Genomic DNA, 22,854 nt, shown 5'->3' with positions numbered 1-22,854 from the left:
CCGGGATGGCGCCGGCGCCATCCCGGCCATCCCGCCGCTGCACTTCCGCGAGGCCAACCAGCTGGGCAACGCGCTGCGCGAGGCCGCGCTCGGCATGCAGCGGGCCCGCTCCGGCATGCGCGAAAGCGAACAGCAACTGGCGCTGGCGGCCAACGCGGCCCACCTCGGCATCTGGACGCGCGAGCTCCAAGGCGGCGCCATCTGGGCCTCGGACCAGTGGCGCGCGCTGTTCGGCTTTGACGCCGACCAGCCGCTGACCCTGGATGCGCTGCTGGCCAGGGTGCATCCGGACGACCGCGACGCCGTGCAGCGCACGCTGCAGGACACGCTGCACGGCACGCCGCGCTACGACATGGAATACCGGCTGCTGCCGCCGGCCGGCGGCGCGCCGCGCTGGATCTCCTCGCACGGCAGCGTCGAGTTCGACGAGCAGGGCCGGCCGCTGCGCGTGCGCGGCGTCTCGCTCGACATCACGGCGCGCAAGCAGGCCGAGCTCGATCTGCTGCAAAAGCAGAAGGAGGTCACCCACCTGGCGCGGGTGGCCATGCTGGGCGAGCTGTCGGGCGCGCTGGCGCACGAGCTGAACCAGCCGCTCACGGCCATCCTCAGCAACGCCCAGGCGGCCCGGCGCTTCCTGGCCCAGCCGGAGCCCGACCTGCCCGAGGTGGCCGAGATCCTGATCGACATCGTGGCCGAGGACAAGCGCGCCGGCGACATCATCCAGCGCCTGCGCCGCCTGTTCGGCAAGCAGGACATGCCACGCCAGCGGCTCGACGCGCGCGAGCTGGCGGATGGCGTGATCCGCCTGGTGCGCAACGACCTGATCCAGCACGGCCAGTCGGTGCGCGCCGAGCTGGGCGACGAACCGCTGGCCATCCAGGCCGACCCGGTGCAGCTGCAGCAGGTGCTGATCAACCTGCTGATGAACGCCTGCGACGCCCAGGCCGCGCCGCCAGCCTCGGACGGCGTGATCGTGCTGCGCTGCGCGCGCGATGGCGACGCCGCGCTGTTGAGCGTGATCGACCGCGGCAGCGGCATCGCGCCCGATCTGCTGCCGCGCATCTTCGACCCGTTCACCACCACCAAGGCGCGCGGCATGGGGCTGGGGCTGTCGATCTGCCGCAGCATCGCCGCCGCCCACCAGGGCACGCTGTGGGCGCACAACAACCCGGACGGCGGCGCCAGCTTCCACCTGCGCCTGCCGCTGGCGGACGCGCCATGAGCGGCCTGGTCCACCTGGTCGACGACCAGCCGGCCGTGCTGAAGGCGCTGGCGCGGCTGCTGGGCGCGGCCGGCTTCACGGTGCGCGCCTACGCCGGCGCCCGCGACTTCCTCGACGCGCTGGCCGGCGACGCCGACGGCTGCCTGGTGCTGGACCTGTCGATGCCCGGCATGGACGGGCTGGCGCTGCAACAGGCGCTGGCCGCGCGCGCACCGCAGCTGCCCATCATCTTCCTGACCGGCCATGGCGACATCGACAGCGGCGTGCGGGCGATGAAGCTGGGCGCGGCAGACTTCCTGACCAAGCCGGTCGACGAGGCGCGCCTGATCGCCGCCATCGAGGCCGCGCTGGAACAGCAACGCCAGCTGCGCGGCGCCGGCGCCGAGCTGGCCGCCATCCGCGCGCGGCTGGCCACGCTGACGCCGCGCGAGACCGAGGTGCTGGAGCTGCTGGTGGAAGGCCTGCTGAACAAGCAGGTGGCGGCCGCGCTGGGCACGGTGGAGAAGACCGTCAAGGTGCACCGCGCGCGCGTGATGGCGAAGATGCAAGTGCGCTCGCTGACCGCGCTGGTGCGCCTGGTCGACCGCGCGCGCCGCGGCTAGCCGCCCCCTGTTGGCCCAAGGTCCAATAGCCGCGCGGCGGCCGGCGGGCTATCGTGGCTGCATGGATAGCTCTCTTCCCTGGGTGGCGGTGGTCGACGACGACGAAGCGGTGCGGCGGGCGCTGCAGCGTCTGCTGCGCTCGGCCGGCATCGCGGCGCGGGCCTACGCCGGCGGCGCCGACTTCCTGGCCGCGCTGGACGATGTCCATCCCTGCTGCGTAGTGCTGGACGTGCACATGCCGGGCCTGTCCGGGCTGGAGGTGCAGGCACGGCTGGCCACGCTGGCGCCCGCGATCGGCGTGATCATCATCACCGGCCACCAGACCGCCGCCGAGCAGGCGCAGGCGCAACTGCACCAGCCGCTGGCCTACCTGGGCAAACCCGTCGACGACCAGGCCATCCTGGACGCCATCGGCATGGCCTGCGCCAAGCCATCGTCCGCCACCGGAGGGCCGCCCCCATGATCCCGTCGCCCCCGACGCCGGCGCAGCCGCCGGCCGGCGCCGGCCACGACAGCCTGACCGGGCTGCCGAACCGCCCGCTGTTCACCCACACCCTGGCGCGCCAGCTGCCGGCAGCCTGGCCGCGCGCCAGCGCCCTGCTGCTGATCGACCTGGATGGTTTCAGCGCCATCAACGGCCTGCACGGCCACGTTGCCGGCGACGCCGTGCTGCGCCAGTTTGCCCGGCGCCTGGGCCTGCTGGCGCCGGCGCGCGCCGCCATCGGCCGGCTCGGCAACGACGAGTTCGCGCTGCTGCTGCCGGCGCAGGTGCGGCAGGCGGGCGAGCTCGCCGAGCTGATTCGCACCGCGCTGCACCAGCCCTTCGACCTGCCCGGCGGCCCGGCCACGCTGACGGCCTGCATCGGCATCGCCGCCTGCCCGGCCGACACCGACGACCCCGCCACGCTGCTGCGCTATGCCGGCCTGGCGCTGCAGCAGGCCAGGCAGGCCGGCATCGACCGCTGCTGCCATTTCACCGACGCCATGCAGCGCGACCACCACCAGCTGGAGCACGCGCTGCGCCATGCCTGCGCCCAGGGCGAGTTCGAGCTGTACTACCAGCCCAAGGTGCGCATCGACAGCGGCCGCATCACCGGCGCCGAGGCGCTGCTGCGCTGGAACCGGCCCGGCCACGGCCAGGTGGCGCCGTCCGAATTCCTCCCGCTGCTCGAGCGCAGCGGCCTGATCGTGCAGGTCGGCGCCTGGGCCATCGACCAGGCCTGCCGCCAGATCGCCGCCTGGGCGAAGCTGGGCGAGCGCCCGCTGGGGATCGCCGTCAATGTCGCCTGCCGCCAGTTCGCCGACGCCCGGCTGGAGGACACCGTGGCCCAGGCCATCGCCCGCCACGGCATCGCCCCCGGCCTGCTGTCGCTGGAGGTGACCGAGAGCGCCATGATGGAGGACCCCGGCCGCAGCGCCGCCACCCTGGCCGCGTTGCGCGCGATGGGCGTGCGCATCGCCATCGACGACTTCGGCACCGGCTACTCCAGCCTGGCCTACCTGAAGCGCTTCCCGGTCGACGCGCTGAAGATCGACATCTCCTTCATCCGCGACGTCACCAGCAATCCCGACGACGCCGCCGTGGTCGACGCCATCATCGGCATGGCGCACAGCCTGAAGCTGGAGGTGGTGGCCGAGGGCGTGGAGACGGAGGCCCAGCTGGCCTACTTGGGGCGCCAGCGCTGCGACCAGATCCAGGGCTACCACTACAGCCGCCCGCTGCCGGCCGCGCAGCTGGAATGCCTGCTGCGCGACGACCTGCGCCTGGGCGTGCCGGCGGGCGTCGGCACCGCTGCCGAGCGCACGCTGCTGATCATCGACGACGAGCCCAACGTGCTGAGCGCGCTGCAGCGCCTGCTGCGCGCGGACGGCTACCGGGTGCTGGCCGCCAACGGCGCGGCCCAGGCCATGGCGCTGCTGGCGCGGCATCCGGTGCAGCTGATCCTGTGCGACCAGCACATGGCGGAAATGCGCGGCACCGAGCTGCTCGACCAGGTCCGGCGGATGTACCCGGACACCTTCCGTATCATCCTGTCCGGCCACAACGACCTGGGCGACATCATGGAGGCGGTCCACCGCGGCGCCCTGTACCGCTTCTACACCAAACCCTGGGACAACAACACGCTGCGCGAGAACATCCGCGCCGCCTTCCGCCACTACTGGCAGCTGCACGGCCTGGCCGAGCCGGCGCCGCTGCTGCCGGCGGGCGCCTGACTCGCCCCCGCGCGGCGCGGCTGCGCTTATAATCGCAGGGTCACTCCACGGTCACGCCAGGAAGAGAGCCCATGCAAGCAAAGCCCATCGCCACCCCGCCGGCCGCCGGCAGCCACACCCACCTGTCCGCGCGCGTGCTCGGACTGGCCAACCTGGGCCTGATGGTGCTCGACGCCGACGGCCGCATCGTCATGTGGAACCAGTGGCTGGCCAGCCACTCCGGCCTGTCCGCCCAGCGCGTGCAGGGCAGCGACCTGTTCGACCTGTTCCCCGAGCTGCGCGGCCAGCGCCTGGAGCAGGCGGTGCAGAGCGCGATGCAAAGCAAGCTGCCGCAACAACTGTCGCCGGCGCTGAACCGCTCGCCCTTCCCGCTGTACCCGGCCGGCACCTGGGGCGGCGAGCGCGTCGAGCAGGCGGTGTCGGTGACGCCCTTCACCGAGGGCAAGGAGCGTTTCTGCCTGATCGAGGTGAGCGACATCAGCACCACCGTCGGCCGCGAGCGCCAGCTGCGCGGCCAGGCCGAGGCGCTGCGCGCGCAATCCTACGTGGACGGCCTGACCGGCATCGCCAACCGCCGCCACTTCGACGTCGCGCTGGACCGCGAACTGCGGCGCGCCCAGCGCAACAACAGCCAGCTGTCGCTGCTGCTGATGGACATCGACTCCTTCAAGGCCTACAACGACCACTTCGGCCACCAGCAGGGCGACGCCTGCCTGACGCTGGTGGCGGAAGCCTTCGCCGCGATGCTGCAGCGTCCGGCCGACCTGGCCGCGCGCTACGGCGGCGAGGAATTCGCCGCCGTGCTGCCGGACACCGGCCCCGAGCAGGCGGCCCAGCACGCCGAGGCGATCCGCGCCCGTATCGCCGCGCTGGCGATCACCCACGCGCCGGCCGCCACCCGCCCGCATGTGACGATGAGCATCGGCGTGGCCAGCTACGACAAGAACCGCCTGTTCGACGCCGCCACCATGCTGGCCGCCGCCGATTCCTGCCTGTACGCCGCCAAGCACGCCGGCCGCGACTGCGTGATCGTCCACAAGCCCGCCGAGCAGGCGGCTTGATGCTGGACGCGCTGTCGTCCAACTGGTCCGCGCTGCTGAGCAGCGCCATCGGCAACCGCGTCGGCGACATGCTGCTCAAGTCGCTGTGGTGGGTGCCGGTGTTCGCGCTGCTGGGCTTTGTCATCGCGATCGTGGTGATCGTCGTGCTGGCGCGCAAGCGGCTGATGGTGCGCGAGCACCGCGTCTGGAACGTGTTCGCCAAGCTCAGTTATCTGGTGATCCTGGTGGGCGTCGTGTTCGCCACCGTCACCATCGGCGTGCTGCGCCACCAGCAGAACCAGCTCGACGCGGTGATGGAAACCGAAGTGCTGCCCGCGATGGAGAACAACATGCCGACCGTGCGCACCTATCTGTTCGCGGCGATCCAGGAGCATCAGATCCGCACCAAGGTCACGCGCGAACTGCTGGTCATGCTGGTGCTCAGGGACCTGCACTACGTCCCTCACGATGACGGACTGTGGGAGCATCTGAAGGCGCGCGGCATCAACAAGGTGCTGGCGGAACTGCGGGCCGCCGCCTCGGCCAGCCCGGTCCTCGGCCTGGACGACGCCGGATCCCCAGCCAAGCTGGTCGACTCGCTGCCGCGCTACATGGTGGGCAAGGCGGTCGACAGCATCGACCACCTGTTCCACGGCATGTACCTGAGCATCGTCATGCTCTTCCTCGGCCTCGGCGCGCTGGTGGCGGGCGAAATCCTGCTGTACTTCAAATGGTATCTTCCCCGGCAAAACCGCCCCCGAAGCGCATAAACTGCATGCATGCCTGCCATTCGGCGCGAAGGCGTTTGATGCATTAGCTGGAGTTATGCATGCCATGCAGATGTTTCATTTGTCACCACGGCCAAAATGAGGGCAACATAGTGCATAACCCATAAAATGGAGACGGCACATGCATCAGCAAGGCGAACTGGCAGGCAAGGTGGCACTGGTTACGGGGGGCGCGTCCGGCATCGGCCGCGCCACGGCGGAATTGTTCGCGCGCGAAGGCGCCACGGTGCTGATCGCCGACCGCGACGGCGAAGCCGGCGAGCTGGCGGTGGCCGCGCTGGTGGGGGCCGGCGCGCGCGCCTCCTTCATCCGCACCGACGTCGCCGTGGCCGCAGATTGCGCGGCGGCGGTGGCAGCGGCCGTGTCGCGCTACGGCCGGCTCGACGTCCTGTTCAACAATGCCGGCATCACCCGCCGCGCCAACGTGATCGACACCACCGAACAGGAATGGGACCAGGTCATGGCGGTCAACGTCAAATCGATTTTCCTGATGTGCAAATACGCGGTGCCGGTGATGCAGCAGCAGGGCGGCGGCAGCATCATCAACACCGCCTCCGGCTGGGGGCTGGTGGGCGGCAAGGATGCCGTGTCCTATTGCGCCTCCAAGGGCGCGGTGGTGATACTGACCAAGGCGATGGCGGTGGACCATGGCCCGCAGAATATCCGCGTCAACTGCGTCTGCCCCGGCGACACCGATACGCCGATGCTGCGCAACGAAGCGCAGCAGCTGGGGCTTGAGGAAACCGCGCTGGTGGCGGCCGGCGCGGGACGGCCGCTGATGCGCGTGGGCCAGCCGCGCGAAATCGCGCAAGCGGTGCTGTTCCTCGCATCGGATCGCGCCTCCTTTGTCACCGGCGATGCGCTGGTGGTGGACGGCGGCGGACTGGCCGGATCGGCATAAACCGTGAACAAGTGGGAGAACCCCCAGCTGCTGGAGGAACACCGGCTGCCTCCGCACGCCTACTTCTTCGCCTATGACGACGCCGAATCGGCGCGCAGCTTCGAGCGTGAACGAAGCCGCCGCTTCCTGTCGCTGAGCGGCTCGTGGCGCTTCGCGTACTTCGGCCATCCGCTGCAGGTGCCGGAGCGGTTCTACAGCGAGTACATGGCCCACTGGGGCAGCATCGAGGTGCCCGGCATGTGGCAGCTGCAGGGCCACGGCCAGTTGCAGTACACCGACGACGGCATGCCCTTCCCGGTCGATCCGCCCTACGTGCCGTCGGCGAATCCCACCGGCGCCTACCAGCGCCGCTGGACGCTGGGCCCGGAGTGGCGCGGCCAGAGCGTGATCCTGCGCTTCGATGGCGTCGAGACCTACTTCGAAATCCACGTCAACGGCAAGTACGCCGGCATGAGCAAGGGCAGCCGGCTGGCGGCGGAATTCGACATCACCGCGCTGCTGGTGGACGGCGAGAACCTGCTCAGCGTGCGCGTGCTGCAATGGGCCGATTCCAGCTACCTCGAAGACCAGGACATGTGGTGGACCGCCGGCATATTCCGCGACGTCTACCTGATCGGCAAGGGCGCCATCCACGTGCGGGACGTCTGCGTGCAAACCCGCTTCGACGACGCCTGCCGCGACGCGCGCCTGTCCTGCGCGGTCGACGTGTCGGCACAGGGAGGCTATCGGATCGACTGGGCGCTGTACGATGGCCTGCGCCAGCTGCAGCAGGGCGGAGGCCGTGCGCTGTCGTGGGAAGTGGACGTGCCGGCGCCGCGCCAGTGGAACGCCGAGGATCCCTATCTGTACCGCCTCGAAATCAGCCTGTACGACGCCGACGATGAGCTGCTGGAGATCGTGCCGCTGCGCGTGGGCTTCCGCGAGGTGAGCGTGGTCGATGGCCTGATGTACGTGAACGGCCGCTACCTGAAGCTGCACGGCGTGAACCGCCACGACAACGACCATCTGCGCGGGCGCGCCGTGACGATGGCGCGCGTCGAGCAGGACATCGTGCTGATGAAGCAGCACAACATCAACTCGGTGCGCACGGCGCACTACCCCAACGATCCGCGCTTCTACGAATTGTGCGACCAGTATGGCCTGTTCGTGATGGCCGAGACGGACGTGGAGACGCACGGCTTCGTCAACGTCGGCGACCTCAGTCGGATCACCGACGATCCGGCGTGGGAGCCTGCCTTTGTCGACCGCATCGAGCGCCACGTGCACGCGCAGAAGAACCATCCATCGATCATCATCTGGTCGCTGGGGAACGAGTCCGGCTACGGCTGCAATGTCCGCGCGATGGCCGCGCGCTGCCGCCAGATCGACCCCACACGCCTGATCCACTACGAGGAAGACCGCGACGCCGAAGTGTGCGACGTGGTCAGCACCATGTACTCGCGCGTGCAGATGATGAACGCCTTCGGCGAATACCCGATGGCCAAGCCGCGCATCCTGTGCGAATACGCGCACGCGATGGGCAATGGGCCGGGAGGGCTGAGCGAATACCAGGCCGTGATGGACCGCCATCCGCACCTGCAGGGCCACTACTTGTGGGAGTGGTGCGACCACGCCATCCTGCGGCCGGAGGTGGATGGGCGGCCCTTCTACGCCTTCGGCGGCGACTACGGCGACTATCCGAACAGCGGCAATTTCTGCTGCGATGGCCTGGTCTATCCCGACCAGCGGCCCGGCCCCGGCCTGCGCGAGTACAAGCAGGTGATCGCGCCGGTGAAGGTGCGCGCCATCGACGCCGCCGCCGGCAGGCTGGAAGTGGAGAACCGCTACTGGTTCAGCAGCCTCGATTGCATCACGCTGCTGGTGGAGACCAGGGCGGATGGCGAAGCGCTGCGATTGCAGCGCGTGCCGTTGTCACCGCTGCCGCCGGGGCAGCGGCAGGAGATCCGCATCCCCGAGCCGCCATCCGGCAGCGGCCAGCGCTACCTGAACGTACGTGTGGTCCGCGATCACGCCACCGCCTACAGCGCCGCGCAGCACGAGCTGGCGGTGTACCAGTTCGCGCTGCCATCGACGCCCGCGCAGCCACCGCAGCCGCCCGCCGGCGCGCCACCTGTGCTGACCGAGCATCGCCTTGAATACCGCATCGAAGGCCGCGGCTACCACATGGTGTTCTGCAAGCTCACTGGGAAACTCAAGGAATGGGTGGCGCATGGCGTGTCACTGCTGGCGCGCCCGCCGCAGCTGACGTTCTACAAACCCTGCATCGACAACCACAAGCAGGAGAACGAAGCCCTGTGGCTGCCGCAGCACCTGAACATCATGCAGGAGCATCTGCGCGGCATGGAGGTGCGGCATGGCGAGGCTGCGGTGGAAGTTATCGTCGATTGCCAGATCGCGCCGCCGGTGCTGGGCTACGGCATGCGCTGCCGCTACCACTACCGCATCGACAGCAGCGGCCAGCTGCGGCTAACCCTGTCCGGCACACCCTACGGCGGCTTCCGCGACATGATCCCCAAGATCGGCATGACGCTGGCCCTGAACCGCCAGCTGGACCAGGTCGAATATTTCGGCCGGGGCCCGGGCGAGAACTACCCGGACAGCAAGGCATGCAGCATCATCGGCCGTTACCGCAGCAACGCGGCGGATATGTTCGAACACTACCCCAAGCCGCAGGACAACGGCAACCGCCAGGACGTCACGCGAGCATCGCTGCGCGACAACCGCGGCAACGGCCTGCGTATCGACGCGCCGCAAGGCATCCACTTCAGCGTATGGCCGTACAGCGCCGAACAAATCGCGGCCACGCGGCACGACAACGAATTGCGCGAAGAAGACTGCTGGACCGTCAACCTCGACCACAAGATGAGCGGACTGGGTTCCAATTCCTGGGGCTCCGAAGTGCTCGAATCCTATCGCGTCTACCTGGAGGCTTTCAGCTACAGCGTGGACTTGTCGCCGCTGAACAAGGGGAGCCGCCTGTGATTATCCTGAACAGCGTGGACGAGTTCCGCCATCGCTACCACTCCGCCCGAAAATGGCAGCGCTGCTTGGAGGCCATCGCCAACCTGCCCAAGCTGAAGCCCGGCGTGTGCCACTCCATCGGCGATACGCTGGTTTACCGGCTGGTGGACGGCCAGGCCGCCGCAGCGCCCAGCTTTACCGGCAACCGCCGCTACGTCGAAATCCACTGCTACCTGTCCGGCGGCGAGACCATCGCCTACGCGCCCAAGTCATCGCTGACGCGCCTCGCGCCGTACAGCGACGAGACCGACCGCGAAACCTTCAGCGGCGGCTGCGCCCACAGCCACACCGCCAGCGCGGGCCAACTGCTCATCTTCGACAATGACTACGCCTACCAGCCGCAAGGCTCAAGCCATCTGCGCAAACTGGTGCTGATGGTGACGGTGGAAGGCGCCACCTTCCACAACAAGTGAGCGGACCAATGGCTAATTCCAGCAGCGCGAAAATCGGCCGCTTCATGCTGCTGTCGATGGCGGTGGCGGCGATCTTCAACATCCGCAATGTCGTCAACAGCAATATCGCCATCGGCATGGTGGCCGTGCCGTCCTTCCTGTTCGCGACGGCGACCTTCTTCATTCCCTATGTGCTGATCATCGCGGAATTCGTCAGCTTGAACAAGGACGCCAAGTCCGGCATCTACCAGTGGATACGCTCGTCGATGGGCGACAAGTGGGCCTTCGTCGGCGCCTACTGCTACTGGTTCGTCAACCTGTTCTACTTCACGTCGGTGCTGCCCAATATCCTTGTGTATGCATCCTATGCGTGGCTGGGCTACGAATATCAGTTCTCGCCGCTGGTGGCGGTGCTGCTGTCGATCATGCTGTTTGCCTTCGCCACCTGGGTCTCCACCAAGGGCGCGGCGTGGGTGGGCCGCGTGACCTCCATCGGCAGCTCGCTGGTGCTATTGATGGCGTTCGGCTTCGTGGGTTTGAGCCTGGCCGACTGGGTAGGCGGCGTGGCGCCCGCCACACCCGTCACTGCCGCCGCGATGACGCCGACCTTCAGCTGGGGCTTCATGGGCGTCATGGCGTGGATATTGTTTGCTGCCGGCGGCGCCGAATCGGTGGGCGTGTTCCTGAACGATGTGCGCGGCGGCGCCAGGACGTTTGTGCGGACCATTGTCTTTGCGGGTTTGCTGATCGGCGTGCTGTATTCAGTGTCGGCGCTGGTGCTGAACCTGTACGTGCCGGCGTCCAAGTTGAGCTACACGTCCGGCGTGTTCCAGGTGTTCGGCGCGTTGGGTGCGCATCATCAGGTATCGCCGCTGCTGCTAAATCGCCTGGTCGGCGCGGTGATGCTGCTCGGTTCCTTCGGCACGCTGATGGTGTGGACTGCCGCGCCGGTCAAGGCGCTGTTCTCGGAGATCCCGAAAGGCATCTTCGGCGAGCGCGCCATCGCGTTGAACCGCCACGACATGCCGGAGCGCGCAGCGTGGATACAGTTCTGCGTGGTGGTGCCGCTGCTGGTGATACCTGCATTGGGGTCGTCCAATGTGAACCAGCTGCTGAACGTGGTGATCAACATGACGGCGGCCACCGCGTTGCTGCCGCCGTTGATCATCATGGCCGCCTACTTCCACCTGCGCTTGCGGCTGGACCATCTGCCGCGCGACTTCCGCATGGGATCGCGCCGCGTCGGGCTGGCGGTGACCAGCGTGCTGCTGGCGTTTTTCGGGGTGGCCTTCATCGCCGCCATCTTCCCGGCCGGCCAGAACCTGCTGCTCACGCTGGGCTACAACGTGGGAGGCGTGGTCCTGTTCCTGGGATGGGCGTTGTGGAAGTACCGCCTGTATGAGCGCGGCCTTGGTGTCACTTCCGAGGTTTCGCGTCCCGCGCCAGCATCAGCAGGTGTGCGGCGCTCCAGCTGAAGTTTGTGGCGCCTTGCATGCGGCCTGTGATGGGGTGGTAGTTCTCGCGGATCGGCGCATCGCCTTGCAGGCCTTCGGCGCCGGCCGTGAAGCGGGCGGCGATGGCGTCCGCTTCGGCAGCGTGGTCGTAGTTGCGCAGGCCGGCCACGCCGAAGTAAACCTGGTCCAGCCACACCCTGCCCCGCCAGTAGATCTCCGGGTCGTAGGATGGATTGGAGACGGCCGCCGTCGGCATCGGGACGGGGGTGCCGAATTCAGCGGGGTCCAGCATCTTGGCGATCACCGCGTCGGCCTGCCGTTGTCCGGCGGCGCCGGCCCATAGCGCTGTCCAGCCTTCGGGGCCGCGCCCGCGCATCGTCAGCAGAGTTCCTCCCAGCTTGCGGTCGTAGTAGAAGCCACTGGCAGGGTCGAAGAAGCTGGCGTTGATCAGGTCTCGCAGATGCGCCGCTTGTTCGCGCCAGACGGCGGCTGCGGCGTTGTCGCCCAGTTCCTGCGCCATGTCCGCGAGGATCAACTTTTCGCGGTAAAGGAAGGCGTTCAGGTCCACCGATTCCTGGTCGATGGAGTAGCCCAGCAGCTTGCCCTGCTTGTCGCGGTTCTCCACCACGCGCACTTGCCAGTCGCGGCGAGCCGCGGCCAGGTCGCCGCCGCGGGCTTTGTCCGCGTAGCGCTGCAAGGCGGCCGGCTCGATGAAGCCGAAGCGTGCCGCGTTGTCCATGCCGGACTCGTAGCCGGCTGCCTGCTGTACCGGCAGTTCGATGGCGGCGTATTGTCCGGCGTCGACGATGCGGCTGTAGGCGGCAAGGCCGAGACAATCGCGCATGCCATCATGCTCCGCGCCGCAGCCTTCCAACGGTGCGGGCGACAGCGGCTTGACGCGGAAGCGCAGTTGGCCGGCGTCGTCGTTGTGCAGGGGGTGTACTGTTGCGCCGTATTCGGCCAAGCCGTTTTGATCGTGGTCACGATTGCGGTACCACCAGCGGTGATAGGCTTCCAGCTTGGGACGCATCTCCTGCAACCAGGCGCGGTCGTGCGATTGACGGTAGATTTCCCATACGGTCCATGCAGCCAATGGCGGCTTGGTGTCTCGCTCGTTCCAGTTGTCGCCATCGCCGCCGCGTGCCGCGTCCATGTTGTAGAAGACGTTGTCGGGCAACATGCCTTCGTCTTGCGGGCGGATCGCGTCGTTGGCAGTGATCTGGTAGTCGAACAGGGAGCGTACCGTGTTGGCGGCCAAGACGGGATCGATGGCGGCCAGCGCGTAGGCTTGCTTCCAGGTGTCCCATGTCCAGGCACCGTTGAACCAGCGCGCCGTGGTGGACGGCACCATCGCGTCATGCCGGAAAGCGCCGCGCGGTGCGCGCCAGTTGCCGATCAAGGTTTCCAGCGCCTTGGTGCCGAGCGTGGAGGCGGGCAGCCTGGCTTGCCACGCGACCCAGCGCCACTCGTTCGCCGAGATGGCCCGTTCCACGCGAGCGGGATCAGCCAGCAGCGCGGCGGCGGTGGCGCCGGTAAATGCGGCATCGGCCTGCGGCCCGGCAGCGGCGCCGGCGAGCGTCAGGCGTGTGGCGGTGGCCGGCGGCGGGGCGGCGGGGACGGCGTCTGCGGCGACGGCGGTATCGAGCTGGTAGCTGTAGGCGCTGTACATCGTCTGCCGGCGGCCGGCGGGCAGCGGTGGCAGGTCGGCGGTGCTGTCGTAGTGCTGGCCATCGACGTTGTCCCGCGCGCGCACGCTGCGCTCAATGCGGTAGCGTGAACGGCCGCTGGTCATCACGTTGCTGGCATCGCGCACTTTGCCGAAGGTGACGCTCACGCCTTCCGCATCCTGCACCAGCTGCGGCTTCCATGCTGGCTGGCGCGCGGCGATGGAACCGTCCTTGCCCCATTGCGCCATCAAGTCGCCCTGCCAGTGCGCCTTGAGCGACAGCGCTCTGCGGGACGTATTGTGCAAACGGTAGCGCACCACCGCGCTGCTGGAGCTGACGAAATGCAGGTCCACATCCAGCCGCAATCCCGGCCACACCAGTCGCTGGCTCAGCACGCCCGGACGGGCAGCGCTGGTCCAGCGGGCCTGCTCCGGCCGGAACTCGCGTCCCGTGCGGCGGTCGGTCAGGTCCAACCGCTCCAGCGCCGAGGCGATATACAGGCTGTACTCCTCGGCGATCACCATCGGCCCGCTGAAGGTTCCGGCCAGCGCCGGCGCATCCGGCAGCAGATAGCCATGCCAGCTGCCGGCGTCAAACATGGGATTGAAACGCTGGTTTTGCTCCGCGTCGAAATCGCGCGCGGCGGCCGGAACTCCGTATCGATTGATGGAAGGCGCTTGCGCGTGCGCGGCCCAGGCGGAGGCGCATGCCGCAATCAGCAGCAGGTTGCGTACAGGTGAGGACATAGGCGGGAATGAAATCGAGTTGTCGGGAAGGGTAACACGTTGAGGCCAGGCGCTAGGCGCGCCCGGCCCCTGCACATCAGAAGCGGTAGGACAACGAAGCCGTGGCATTGCGCCCCAGGATAGGCCGCGCGTAGAACAAGCTGCCGTTCGAGCTTTGGTTAAAGCCGCTGCGAGGATTACCCTCGGTCAGGCCGATCGAGTTGGTCACGTTGTTCACTTTCAGATTCAGCTTCCACTTCTTGTCGATATTGATTTCCGCACCCATGTCGATCACATGATAGGCAGGCAGCGCCAGCGCGTTTTCAAAGTCGGCGAAGCGCTTGCCGATATGGCTGTACACCAGGAACACATCGCCGAAGCCGAAATGCAGCGTCGGGATCAGCCGCACCTGCGTGTTCGGCGTCCGCATCACCTGGTTGCCGTTTTGCTTGGCCTCCTCCGCGTTCGGATCGATGCCGTTGATGGTGGCCTTCTGCAAAGTAGCCACGTACTCCAGCGAGAACTGCTTGAACGGCTTGATGACACCCTCCAGCTCAACACCGGTGGACAGCGTCTTGACGAACACCTGGCGGAAGTCGCCCGTGGCCTGGTTGGTTTCGCCGAAGGACAGGTTGTCGAACTTGGTGTGGAACACCGTGGCCGACGTGGTCCAGAACGGCGAGATGTAGCGCACGCCCGCCTCGGTGAAACTGAGCCGGCTAGCGCCATCGACGAAGCTGTCGGTGCTGTACAAGGTCGGCATGTTGGTGCCGCTGGCATAGCGTCCATACGTGGCCACGTGGTCATTGAAGGCGTAGTTGAAGCCCGCCGTGTACGACGCTTCCTTGATCGTCTTCTGCTTGCGCGTCCACACGCCGGTGCCCGCGCGGCGCATGTAGTTGTTGGCGATGATGTTGTCCCTGTCGCTGCCGTCCGGATTCAGCGCGCCGGGGATGATGGCGCCGCCGGTCAGGCTGTCGCCCGGCAGGTCGTCGCCCGCCGCCAGCACGCCCTCGTCCTGCACATCGTAGCGAGCCACTTCGTAGCGCACGCCGGCATCCAGGCGCAGGTTGTTACTGACCTTCCATTCGTCGTTGACGAAGTAGGAGAACGATTTCAAATCGCCCTTGTGGCGCTCGTAGAAGTAGCCGTTGCGCAGCACGCCCTTGTCCGACAGGTAGCCGAGGATCTTGTTGTTGCCATCGACGGCGACGATATCGAGCCGGCTCGGTTGGTCGCGCACGTCGGTGATGATGCGGGCGCCGTAGTCGGAATCGTCATACAGCTTTTGCGACGCGAACAGGATGCCGGCGGTGAAGCTGTTCTTGTCGTTCTCGTTCGTCACCGACAGCTTGTCGATGAAATGGCCCAGTGAACGGAAGCGCGTCTCGGCCACGGCGTCGGTGGTGAAGCCGTTGCCGTTCAGGGTGGAGGGATCGTTGATCAGCTGTCCGCTGCCGGCGTAGGCCAGCTTGGCGGTGCCGCCGAAGCGCTTGAGCAGCGCCGCCACGTCGCCCGACTGCGCGGGATCGAGCCGGTTGCTGGCGCGGACCAGATAACTGTTCGGGCCATTGAACACCGAATGCGGCGCGACGTCGTAGCGGGTGTAGCGCGCGTTGTTACGGAACGACCAGTCGCCGCCCAGCTCATGCTGCAGGTCCGCGCCGATCACCTTGGCCAGCACGTGGAAGCCGGTGTGCAGGTCGGTGGTCACGGGGCCGTTGGTGGTCTGGTTGGTGATGCGCGCCAGGTCCGGGCCGTCCAGCGAGCCGTAATGCGGGTTCACACCCGGCACGCCGGTCGGGTTGCCCGGATTCGTCAGCGGGATCGGCAGGTAGAAGGTGTTGTGGTCATTGACGTACTTGGCCGACAGGTTCAACTCCCCGCGCTCAAGCTTGCGCGTAAGGTTCAGGCGGAACTGGCCGCCATGGTCGGCGGTGATGCCGATCGGGCGCACGCCCTTGCCTTCGCGGTAGTAACCACCGGCCGCGTAGGTCCAGTCGTCGTTGATCGGACCCGAATACACGCCCTCGGTGCGCACCATGCCGTAGTCGCCGACGGTGACCTTGACCTCGCCCTGCGGCTTCTGCGTGCCCTTCTGGCTGATGAAGTTGACGATGGCCGCCGGTCCGTTGGTGGACAGGATGGCCGACGTGCCGCCACGGATCGCCTCGAAGCGCTTGATGGTCACGTCCTCGCGCATCAACACGTCCACCAGTTCGCCGTCGTAGATCACCGGCAGGCCGTCTTCCTGAAGGCTGATGAACTGGAACGCGGCGCCGCCGCTCAAGCCGCGCGGCGAGACGTTGTTCGACACCTCGCCGCCGGAAGCCTCCACCCACAGGCCCGGCACCTGCTGCAGCGAATCGGCCAGGCTATGCGGCGCCAGCTTCTCCAGCTTGGCCAGGTCCACGGTGGTGATGGCGACCGACGATTCCAGCTTGGTACGGTTCTTGGCGGTGGTGCCGGTGACGACCACCTCCTGGATGGGCGCGGCCTTGTCGGGGGCGCCCGCCGCGTCGGGCGCGGTTTGCGCCTGCGCGCCGTGCATGGCCGCCAACTGGGCCAGTGTGGCGACCGAAAGGGTCAACCCGGTTTTTTGTCTCATTTGGAATCTCCAGATAGTTATCGTTATGTCCTGCTTTGCTGCCGCTACACCGAGACCGGCCACATGGTCTGCTCCCGGTAGCCGGTCGTCACCGGCAAATACCCATTGAATTGCGCATCGAGTTCCGCATCGCCGCTGTCGATGCGCAGCACGCCGCCGTGCAGCGACATCAACTTGTCCGGCGGCGCCAGCACGTGCAGCCCGCGCCTGCCGGCCGCGCGCAGCAGGCGCGGTGAAATCTGCTGGTTGCCCCGTCCCAGCAGCAGTCCCTGGCCACCGATCGGCGACAGCACCAGGTGCGGCGGCGATTGCCAATCCCCGGCCAGGTCTTCCAGCTCGCGACGCGAGGCATCACGCGCCAGCAGCGTACCGTCGCCCCGCACCGCGTCCACGCCCAGCAGGGTGCCGTCCACGCCCAGCAGCGACAGCAAGGCCTGCGTGGTCGTACCGGGGCCGACGAGGTACAGCGAACGCGCCGCCATCCCTTCCGCGAAGCTGCGGGCGATGGCCATGCGCTGCGCCCCGCTGCCGCTGGCGTGGCGTGACTTGCCGCCCTGCGTCAGCGACGGCGCCAGTGGAAGTTGCAGATAGCCGTACAGGCGCGGCTCGATCCGGCCTTGCCGCAGCGCGTCTTCGTCGAGGTCCATCACTTCGGCGTCGCTGCGGACGGCCAGGCCGTTCTGCTGCAACTGGCGCAGCAGCAGGCCCGCAGCAGTCGGATGGTTGGCGAAGACCGCCGACTGCATCTTCACGCCGGCCGGCACGCCCAACACCGGCAAGCTGCTGATCGCGCCGGCATCGCGCAGGCCGTCCAGCACATCGCGCGCGGTGCCGTCGCCGCCTGCGAATACCAGCAGGTCCATCCCCATGCCGGCCAGGATGCGGCTGGCGCGGCGCGTGTCGGCCGCTTGCGACGGCGATGCGACCGGCACCACTGCGCTGGCCTGCAAGCCCTCAGCATGCAGCGCGCACAGGCCCATGTCGCCGTCGGCCGTGTACCAGCTGACGGCGTGCGCCGCACTGCCGCAAGCCGCGAACATGGCGGCCATGCGGGCGGCCACCTGCGGCGTGCTGCTGGCCGCCAGCGCCGTCCGCACGCTGGCCTCGCCGTCCGATCCTTTGAGGCCGGCAGGGCCGCCGATGCCGGCCCAGGGATTGACCACCAGTCCAATCTTCATGCCAGTCCGCGCTCGCCCAGCTTGCGTTGGTAGGCACGCCACGTGATGGACCAGCGCTCCGGATCGTCCAGCATCTCGCCCTGCACACGATGCACGGGGCAGTTGTGCGGCGCGGTCTTGACCAGGTCCGGATCACTGTGCGCCTCGCCGGCGATGTGACGCATCACGCCAATGAATTCATCGAGGTCGGCGCGCGAATAGGATTCGGTCGGCTCGATGGTGGCCGGTTCCGGCACCACGTAGGGATGGTGGCTGGTCCAGTAATGCACGCCGAAGTCGGCGGCGCGCAGGCCGATTTCCTCCGACGTCACGCCGGTGGCCTCGGTGAGGCCCGCCCAGCTGTAGCGTACCTGCTCGATGCGGCGCTTGCCCGCCGCGTAGGGCGCGGCCATGCCGTCGATCTTCAGCAGCTCGTGCATCATGTAGTTGTTGTTCAGGACCGCGATCTCGGACACGGTGCGCAAGCCCTCGGCGCCCAGGTTCATGATCCACGCGTAGGCGCGCAGCATGATAGAGGCGGTGCCGGTGAAGCTGCTGATCTTGCCGATCGACTGCGCCGCGCCGTCCACCAAGGTGTAGCGGCCGTCCTTGTGCCGCACCAGTGGGCCGGGCAGGAACGGCGCCAGCGCCGCCGTGCAGCACACCGCGCCGACCGCCGGCCCGCCGCAGGCGTGCGGCGTGGCGAAGGTCTTGTGCAGGTTGAAGTGGCACAGGTCGAAACCCGCCTCGCGCGCGCGGGCGATGCCCAGCAGGCCGTTGGCGTTGGCCTGGTCGTACACGCACAAGCCGCCGGCCGCGTGCACTACATCGACGAATTCCCGGATGCGGCTGTTGAAGATGCCGGTGTCCTCCGGATTGGTGATCACCAGCGCCGCCGTGCGCGGCGACACGGCAGCCTTCAGCGCCTCCAGGTCGGGGTAGCCGTTCGCATCCGGGTAGAGCGTGATGACCCGGTAGCCGGCCAGCTTGGCGCAGGCGGCGTCCGACGGGTGCGAGAAGATGGTGGTGATGACCTCATCGCGCTGGCCCGCATCGCCACGGCTCTCGTGCCAGGCGCGCACCATCGCCATGTTGGCGAAGATGGCCTGCGATCCGCCGCGCGCCTGCAACGATACGGCATCCATGCCGGACACTTCGCGCAGCACGCCTTCCAGCTTGTCCATCACCTCCAGCATGCCTTGCACGGTGCTGTCGGGCTGGCGCGGATGCAGCTCCGCCATGCCGGGCTGGCGCGCCAGCTGGTCGTTGATCTTGGGGTTGTACTTCATGGTGCAGGTGCCCTGCCCCACGTCGACGTTGAGGTCCGCGCCCAGCGTCTCCTGCGACAGGCGCAGGTAGTGGCGCAGCACGCGGTTCTGCGACATCTCCGGCAGCGCCGGCGCGCGCTGGCGCAGCATGGCGGCGGGCAGCCCGGCCAGCGGCTGGCTCGCAGCGCGCACGATGTCCGGCTCCACTTCCGGCACCAGGATGCCGCGTTCGCCGGGCTGGCTCAGCTCAAAGATGACCGGTTCGTCCCAGCGCGCCTGGTGGTAGCGGCGCATCTGCTGCTTGCGGTGGTGGGCGATGTTTTCCATGGCGTTCATTGTTGGAGGACTTTCTCTAGCGTTGCGCACAGCAGGTCGATGTCTTCCTGCGTGTGGACTTCGGAAAAGGCGTACAAGGCCGACTGGCCCAGCGCGGGGAAGGAGGCGCTCAGGTCATGGCCGCCGAAGACGCCCTGCTGCTGCAAGGCGGCGTTGACGGCGGCCACCGGCAGGCCGGTGCCGTCGAAGTTGACGGCGAACTCGCGGAAGTGGCAGCTGCCCGCGTGCGCGATCCGCACGCCGGGGATGCGCGCCATGCGCTGCCTGGCGTAGGCAGTGCGCTGGGCGATGCCGGTGGCCAGTTCGGTCATGCCTTGTGGCCCCATCAGCGCCAGGTACACGCCCGCGGTGATGCCCCAAAGCGCGGCGGCCGTGCCGACGAATTCATTGCCGTTCTCGCGCTTGTCGAACGAGGTGCGGCTGTAGGCGACATCACCAAAGCCGTACTCGCCCGGCACGCTGGTCGGCACGATGCCGAACAGCCGCGATGGATACTGCATGACGATGGCGGGATCGTCATGGGTGGCGATGAAGCCGCCCTGGCCGCCGCCGTAGTTCATGTGCATGCCGAGCGGCTGGATGTCGCCGCAGACGATGTCGGCGCCGTAGGTGGCCGGCGGCGCCAGCACGCCCAGCGACACCGGATCGACGCCGACCACGAACAGCGCGCCCACCGCATGCGCGGCGGCGGCCAGCGCGGCGCCGTCGTCGATGGTGCCGAGGAAGGATGGGATGTCGACATACAGCGCGGCGGTGTCCTGGTCGAGCAGGCGCTTCACCTTGGCCAGCTCCAGCAGGCCGGTGGCCGGATCGAACGGCGCGGTGATGAAATCGAGATCGGCGCGGCCGTAGGTGTTCATCATGGACAGCTTGTCCGGATTGACGTGGCCCGCGACGACGACGCGGCGCCGGCCGGTGTGGCGGCCCGCCATGCGCACGGCGGTGGCGGCGGCCTGCATGCCGTCGTACACCGGCACGTTGACCACGTCCATCTCCAGCAATGCGCCCATCATGCTGCAGTATTCGAACAGCGCCTGGAAGCGGCCATGGTCGTCATACGGCTCGCCGGCGTAGGCGGTGGCGAACTCGCTGCGGCCGTTGATCTCGTCACACACGGCCGGCACGTGATGCTGGTAGCAGCCGCCGCCCAGGAAGCTGAGCTGCCCGGCGCAGTGGCTGTTCTTGCGCAGCAGGCTGTCCACGTGGCGCTTGAGGCGCGCCTCCGACAGGTGCGGCGCGGCGATCGCCAGCGGCGCCTGCATGCGCAGCGCGGCGGGGATGTCGGCGAAGAAGTCCTCGGTGCTGGTGGCGCCCACTGCGCGCAGCATGGCGTCGCGCACGGCGGGCACCGAGTTGGGGATGTAGGGATGGGTAAACGGTTTGCCAGGTTCCATGTCATTTCCAGTTGATCGGGATACCCCATCTTGTAGGAGCGAAATAACATTGACAAATGATCAGTATGCATGCGATACATTAGAAAAATTCATGCATGGAGAACGTCTTGGTTCATTCTTCCAGTCTGTTGCGGCAGTTGAAAACGTTTGAAGTCACGGCGCGGCACATGAGTTTTACCCGTGCCGCCGATGAGCTGTGCATCTCGCAGGCGGCGGTCAGCCACCAGATCAAGACGCTGGAGGAGGCGCTGCAGATCAAGCTGTTCAAGCGCATGACGCGGGCCATCACGCTGACCGGCGAAGGGGCGATTTTGCAGCGCAGCCTGGTCGACGCCTTCGGCCGCATCGACCGCGTGCTGGCGCAATTGGCGCAGGGCGAGGGCCGCGCCCGCAAGCGGCTGACGGTCGCGGTGACGCCGGCCTTCAGCTCGCGCTGGCTGGTGCATCGGCTGGACCGTTTTCTGGCGGCGCATAGTCAGCTGGAGGTGCGGCTGGTGCATACGGTGATGCATACCGACCTGGGTCGCGACAGCATCGACCTGGCGATACGGTGGGGCGATGGCAAGTGGCCGGGCGTGGAGTGCGAGCGCCTGTTCGGCACCGAGCTGCTGCCGGTGTGTTCACCGGCGCTGTTGAAGGACGGCCCGCCGTTGCTGGAGCCGTCCGATCTGGCGCACTACACGCTGCTGCATGAGGACAGCTGCGACGATTGGGAGCGATGGTTCGAGCAGGCGGGATTGGCGCCATCGCTGGCGCTGCGCGGGCCGCTGATCGACGACAGCAATGCGCTGATGCAGGCGGCGCTGAACGGCCAGGGCATCGCGCTGGGCCGCATGGCGCTGATCCGCGACGACCTGCGGCGCGGGACGTTGGTCAGTCCATTCAGCCAGACGCTGTCCACGCAAGGCGCCTACTACATGTGCTGGCGCCCCACCCGCACCGAGCAGGAGGCGCTGACGTGGTTCTCGGACTTCCTGCGCGATGAGGCGCGGCAGGAGACCGACCCGGGGAGCAGTTAAAATAGTCGCATAAATCGATTCGACCTCGCGGACGCCACGCGGCAAGGCGCGCCGCATCATCTCGATGAGGTATGCCAATGAACGTGAAATCAAACGCCACACCCGGCACATGGACTGACCCGGACGACGCGCCCGAATTGACCGACGATTTCTTTCAAAACGCGACGCCGATGATAGGCGACCGTGTCGTCACGAAGAAGGAATTTGCCATGGCCGCCGAAGAGGCTATCCGCAACAGCAAGCCCACGCGCATCACTCCACAGCAATCACTGACTATGTACTTCGACGCCGACATCGTCGCCGTCTTCAAGGCCACAGGGGACGGCTGGCAAGCTCGCATGAACGAGGCCTTGCGGGACTGGCTGAAGACAAACTCGCCCTGACCGGACGCCGACTACCCAGGCAGCTCTGTCGCGGCGCGCTGCGGTACACCCTGCGCCGATGCGGCGGCGCGTTCCGCCGCCTGCGCGCGCAGGAAGGCGGGACGCTGGCGCAGCCGCTGCCAATACGCGGCGACTGCCGGCGTGAACGATGTGTGCAGTCCCAGCTGCTCGGCCAGCAGCAGCGCGTAGCCGACCGAGACATCGGCAGCCGTGAAGCGTCCGGCGCACAGGAACTCGTGTTGCTCCAAGTGTGGCGTCAACGTTTTCAGACGCGACAGGAACCAGCGCGAATAGTCCTCCACCACCTGCGGCTGCAGGCGCTCCGGCGATTCGAAGCGGCTGTAGCGCAGCACCAGCGTTTGCGGGAAGGTCAGCGTGGCTTCGCCGAAGTGCAGCGCGTTCAGCCACGCGCCGTAGTCCGCCTCGTCCAGCGCGACGTTCAGCCGCGCCGCCGGATGGCGCTCGGCCAGGTACTGGCAGATCGCCGCCGATTCCGTCATCCGCATGTCGCCGTCGAAGAAGGCCGGCACGGTGCCGCAGGGATTGATGTCGAGGTAGGACTTGTCGTGCACGCGCGGCGGGAAGGCCATCATGCGCAGTTCGTACGGCAGCTCCAGTTACTCCAGCATCCACAGGGGACGGAAGGAACGCGCGGCGATGCTG

General features: G+C 67.5%; 18 protein-coding genes. 12 read left to right on the top strand and 6 right to left on the bottom strand.

What is annotated here, in order from left to right:
* From GTP90_RS14605 to GTP90_RS14560, 10 genes are all read left to right on the top strand, one after another.
* Window positions 1–1,222, top strand: a 1,222-nt coding sequence (locus GTP90_RS14605; protein WP_161084236.1) for a sensor histidine kinase, incomplete at its 5' end; no start/stop codon positions are given.
* On the top strand, window positions 1,219–1,824 hold the full coding sequence (locus GTP90_RS14600) for a response regulator transcription factor (protein ID WP_161084235.1): 606 nt from the start codon (window positions 1,219–1,221) through the stop codon (window positions 1,822–1,824). The genes GTP90_RS14605 and GTP90_RS14600, both read left to right, overlap by 4 nt.
* Before the next feature lie 61 nt (window positions 1,825–1,885).
* Window positions 1,886–2,287 (top strand): response regulator transcription factor, encoded by a 402-nt coding sequence (locus GTP90_RS14595; protein ID WP_161084234.1) that lies wholly within the window; start codon window positions 1,886–1,888, stop codon window positions 2,285–2,287.
* Complete coding sequence (locus tag GTP90_RS14590; protein WP_161084233.1) at window positions 2,284–4,038, top strand: EAL domain-containing protein; 1,755 nt, start codon at window positions 2,284–2,286, stop codon at window positions 4,036–4,038. Before GTP90_RS14595 ends, GTP90_RS14590 begins: the two co-directional genes overlap by 4 nt.
* Before the next feature lie 71 nt (window positions 4,039–4,109).
* Window positions 4,110–5,099, top strand: coding sequence for a diguanylate cyclase domain-containing protein (locus GTP90_RS14585; RefSeq protein ID WP_161084232.1), 990 nt, complete (start codon window positions 4,110–4,112; stop codon window positions 5,097–5,099).
* The gene (locus GTP90_RS14580) at window positions 5,099–5,848 is read left to right on the top strand and encodes a hypothetical protein (protein ID WP_161084231.1); all 750 of its coding nucleotides are present in this window, start codon (window positions 5,099–5,101) and stop codon (window positions 5,846–5,848) included. The genes GTP90_RS14585 and GTP90_RS14580 overlap by 1 nt, the downstream gene beginning before the upstream one ends.
* A 139-nt stretch (window positions 5,849–5,987) precedes the next feature.
* Window positions 5,988–6,767: an SDR family NAD(P)-dependent oxidoreductase gene (locus GTP90_RS14575; RefSeq protein WP_161084230.1), complete on the top strand. Its 780-nt coding sequence runs from the start codon at window positions 5,988–5,990 to the stop codon at window positions 6,765–6,767.
* A 3-nt stretch (window positions 6,768–6,770) separates the two neighbouring features.
* Window positions 6,771–9,749: a beta-galactosidase subunit alpha gene (gene ebgA, locus GTP90_RS14570; RefSeq protein ID WP_161084229.1), complete on the top strand. Its 2,979-nt coding sequence runs from the start codon at window positions 6,771–6,773 to the stop codon at window positions 9,747–9,749.
* Window positions 9,746–10,201 carry a beta-galactosidase subunit beta gene (locus tag GTP90_RS14565; RefSeq protein ID WP_161084228.1) on the top strand — a complete coding sequence of 152 codons (456 nt, stop codon included), beginning with the start codon at window positions 9,746–9,748 and terminating at the stop codon, window positions 10,199–10,201. Before ebgA ends, GTP90_RS14565 begins: the two co-directional genes overlap by 4 nt.
* Window positions 10,202–10,209: 8 nt before the next feature.
* Window positions 10,210–11,655, top strand: a complete 1,446-nt coding sequence (locus GTP90_RS14560) for an amino acid permease (RefSeq protein ID WP_161084227.1) — start codon at window positions 10,210–10,212, stop codon at window positions 11,653–11,655.
* On the opposite strand, the gene ygjK is transcribed toward GTP90_RS14560, so the two are convergent.
* The 5 genes from ygjK to gcvPA all read right to left on the bottom strand — a co-directional run bounded on the left by ygjK (window position 11,597) and on the right by gcvPA (window position 20,789).
* Window positions 11,597–14,047, bottom strand: coding sequence for an alpha-glucosidase (gene ygjK, locus GTP90_RS14555; protein WP_161084226.1), 2,451 nt, complete (start codon window positions 14,045–14,047; stop codon window positions 11,597–11,599). The genes GTP90_RS14560 and ygjK overlap by 59 nt on opposite strands.
* A gap of 76 nt (window positions 14,048–14,123) precedes the next feature.
* On the bottom strand, window positions 14,124–16,634 hold the full coding sequence (locus tag GTP90_RS14550) for a TonB-dependent receptor (RefSeq protein ID WP_161084225.1): 2,511 nt from the start codon (window positions 16,632–16,634) through the stop codon (window positions 14,124–14,126).
* 44 nt (window positions 16,635–16,678) lie between these two features.
* Window positions 16,679–17,812 (bottom strand): ATP-NAD kinase family protein, encoded by a 1,134-nt coding sequence (locus GTP90_RS14545; protein WP_161084224.1) that lies wholly within the window; start codon window positions 17,810–17,812, stop codon window positions 16,679–16,681.
* Window positions 17,809–19,395, bottom strand: coding sequence for an aminomethyl-transferring glycine dehydrogenase subunit GcvPB (gene gcvPB, locus GTP90_RS14540; protein WP_161084223.1), 1,587 nt, complete (start codon window positions 19,393–19,395; stop codon window positions 17,809–17,811). The genes GTP90_RS14545 and gcvPB overlap by 4 nt, the downstream gene beginning before the upstream one ends.
* A complete protein-coding gene (gcvPA, locus tag GTP90_RS14535; protein ID WP_161084222.1) occupies window positions 19,392–20,789 on the bottom strand; it encodes an aminomethyl-transferring glycine dehydrogenase subunit GcvPA in 1,398 nt (465 codons plus the stop codon). The genes gcvPB and gcvPA overlap by 4 nt, the downstream gene beginning before the upstream one ends.
* Window positions 20,790–20,884: 95 nt before the next feature.
* Between gcvPA and gcvA the strand changes: the two genes are divergently transcribed.
* Both gcvA and GTP90_RS14525 read left to right on the top strand, forming a co-directional pair.
* Window positions 20,885–21,808: a transcriptional regulator GcvA gene (gene gcvA / locus GTP90_RS14530; RefSeq protein ID WP_256369103.1), complete on the top strand. Its 924-nt coding sequence runs from the start codon at window positions 20,885–20,887 to the stop codon at window positions 21,806–21,808.
* 77 nt (window positions 21,809–21,885) lie between these two features.
* A complete protein-coding gene (locus GTP90_RS14525; RefSeq protein ID WP_161084220.1) occupies window positions 21,886–22,191 on the top strand; it encodes a BrnA antitoxin family protein in 306 nt (101 codons plus the stop codon).
* Window positions 22,192–22,202: 11 nt separating this feature from the next.
* Here the strand turns inward: GTP90_RS14525 and GTP90_RS14520 are convergent, their stop codons facing one another.
* Window positions 22,203–22,808, bottom strand: a complete 606-nt coding sequence (locus GTP90_RS14520; RefSeq protein ID WP_256369104.1) for a glutathione S-transferase family protein — start codon at window positions 22,806–22,808, stop codon at window positions 22,203–22,205.
* Window positions 22,809–22,854: the final 46 nt, after the last annotated feature.

This window comes from Duganella vulcania, assembly GCF_009857655.1.
Taxonomy (GTDB): domain Bacteria; phylum Pseudomonadota; class Gammaproteobacteria; order Burkholderiales; family Burkholderiaceae_D; genus Rugamonas; species Rugamonas vulcania.
This window is presented reverse-complemented; position numbering and strand designations above follow the sequence as displayed.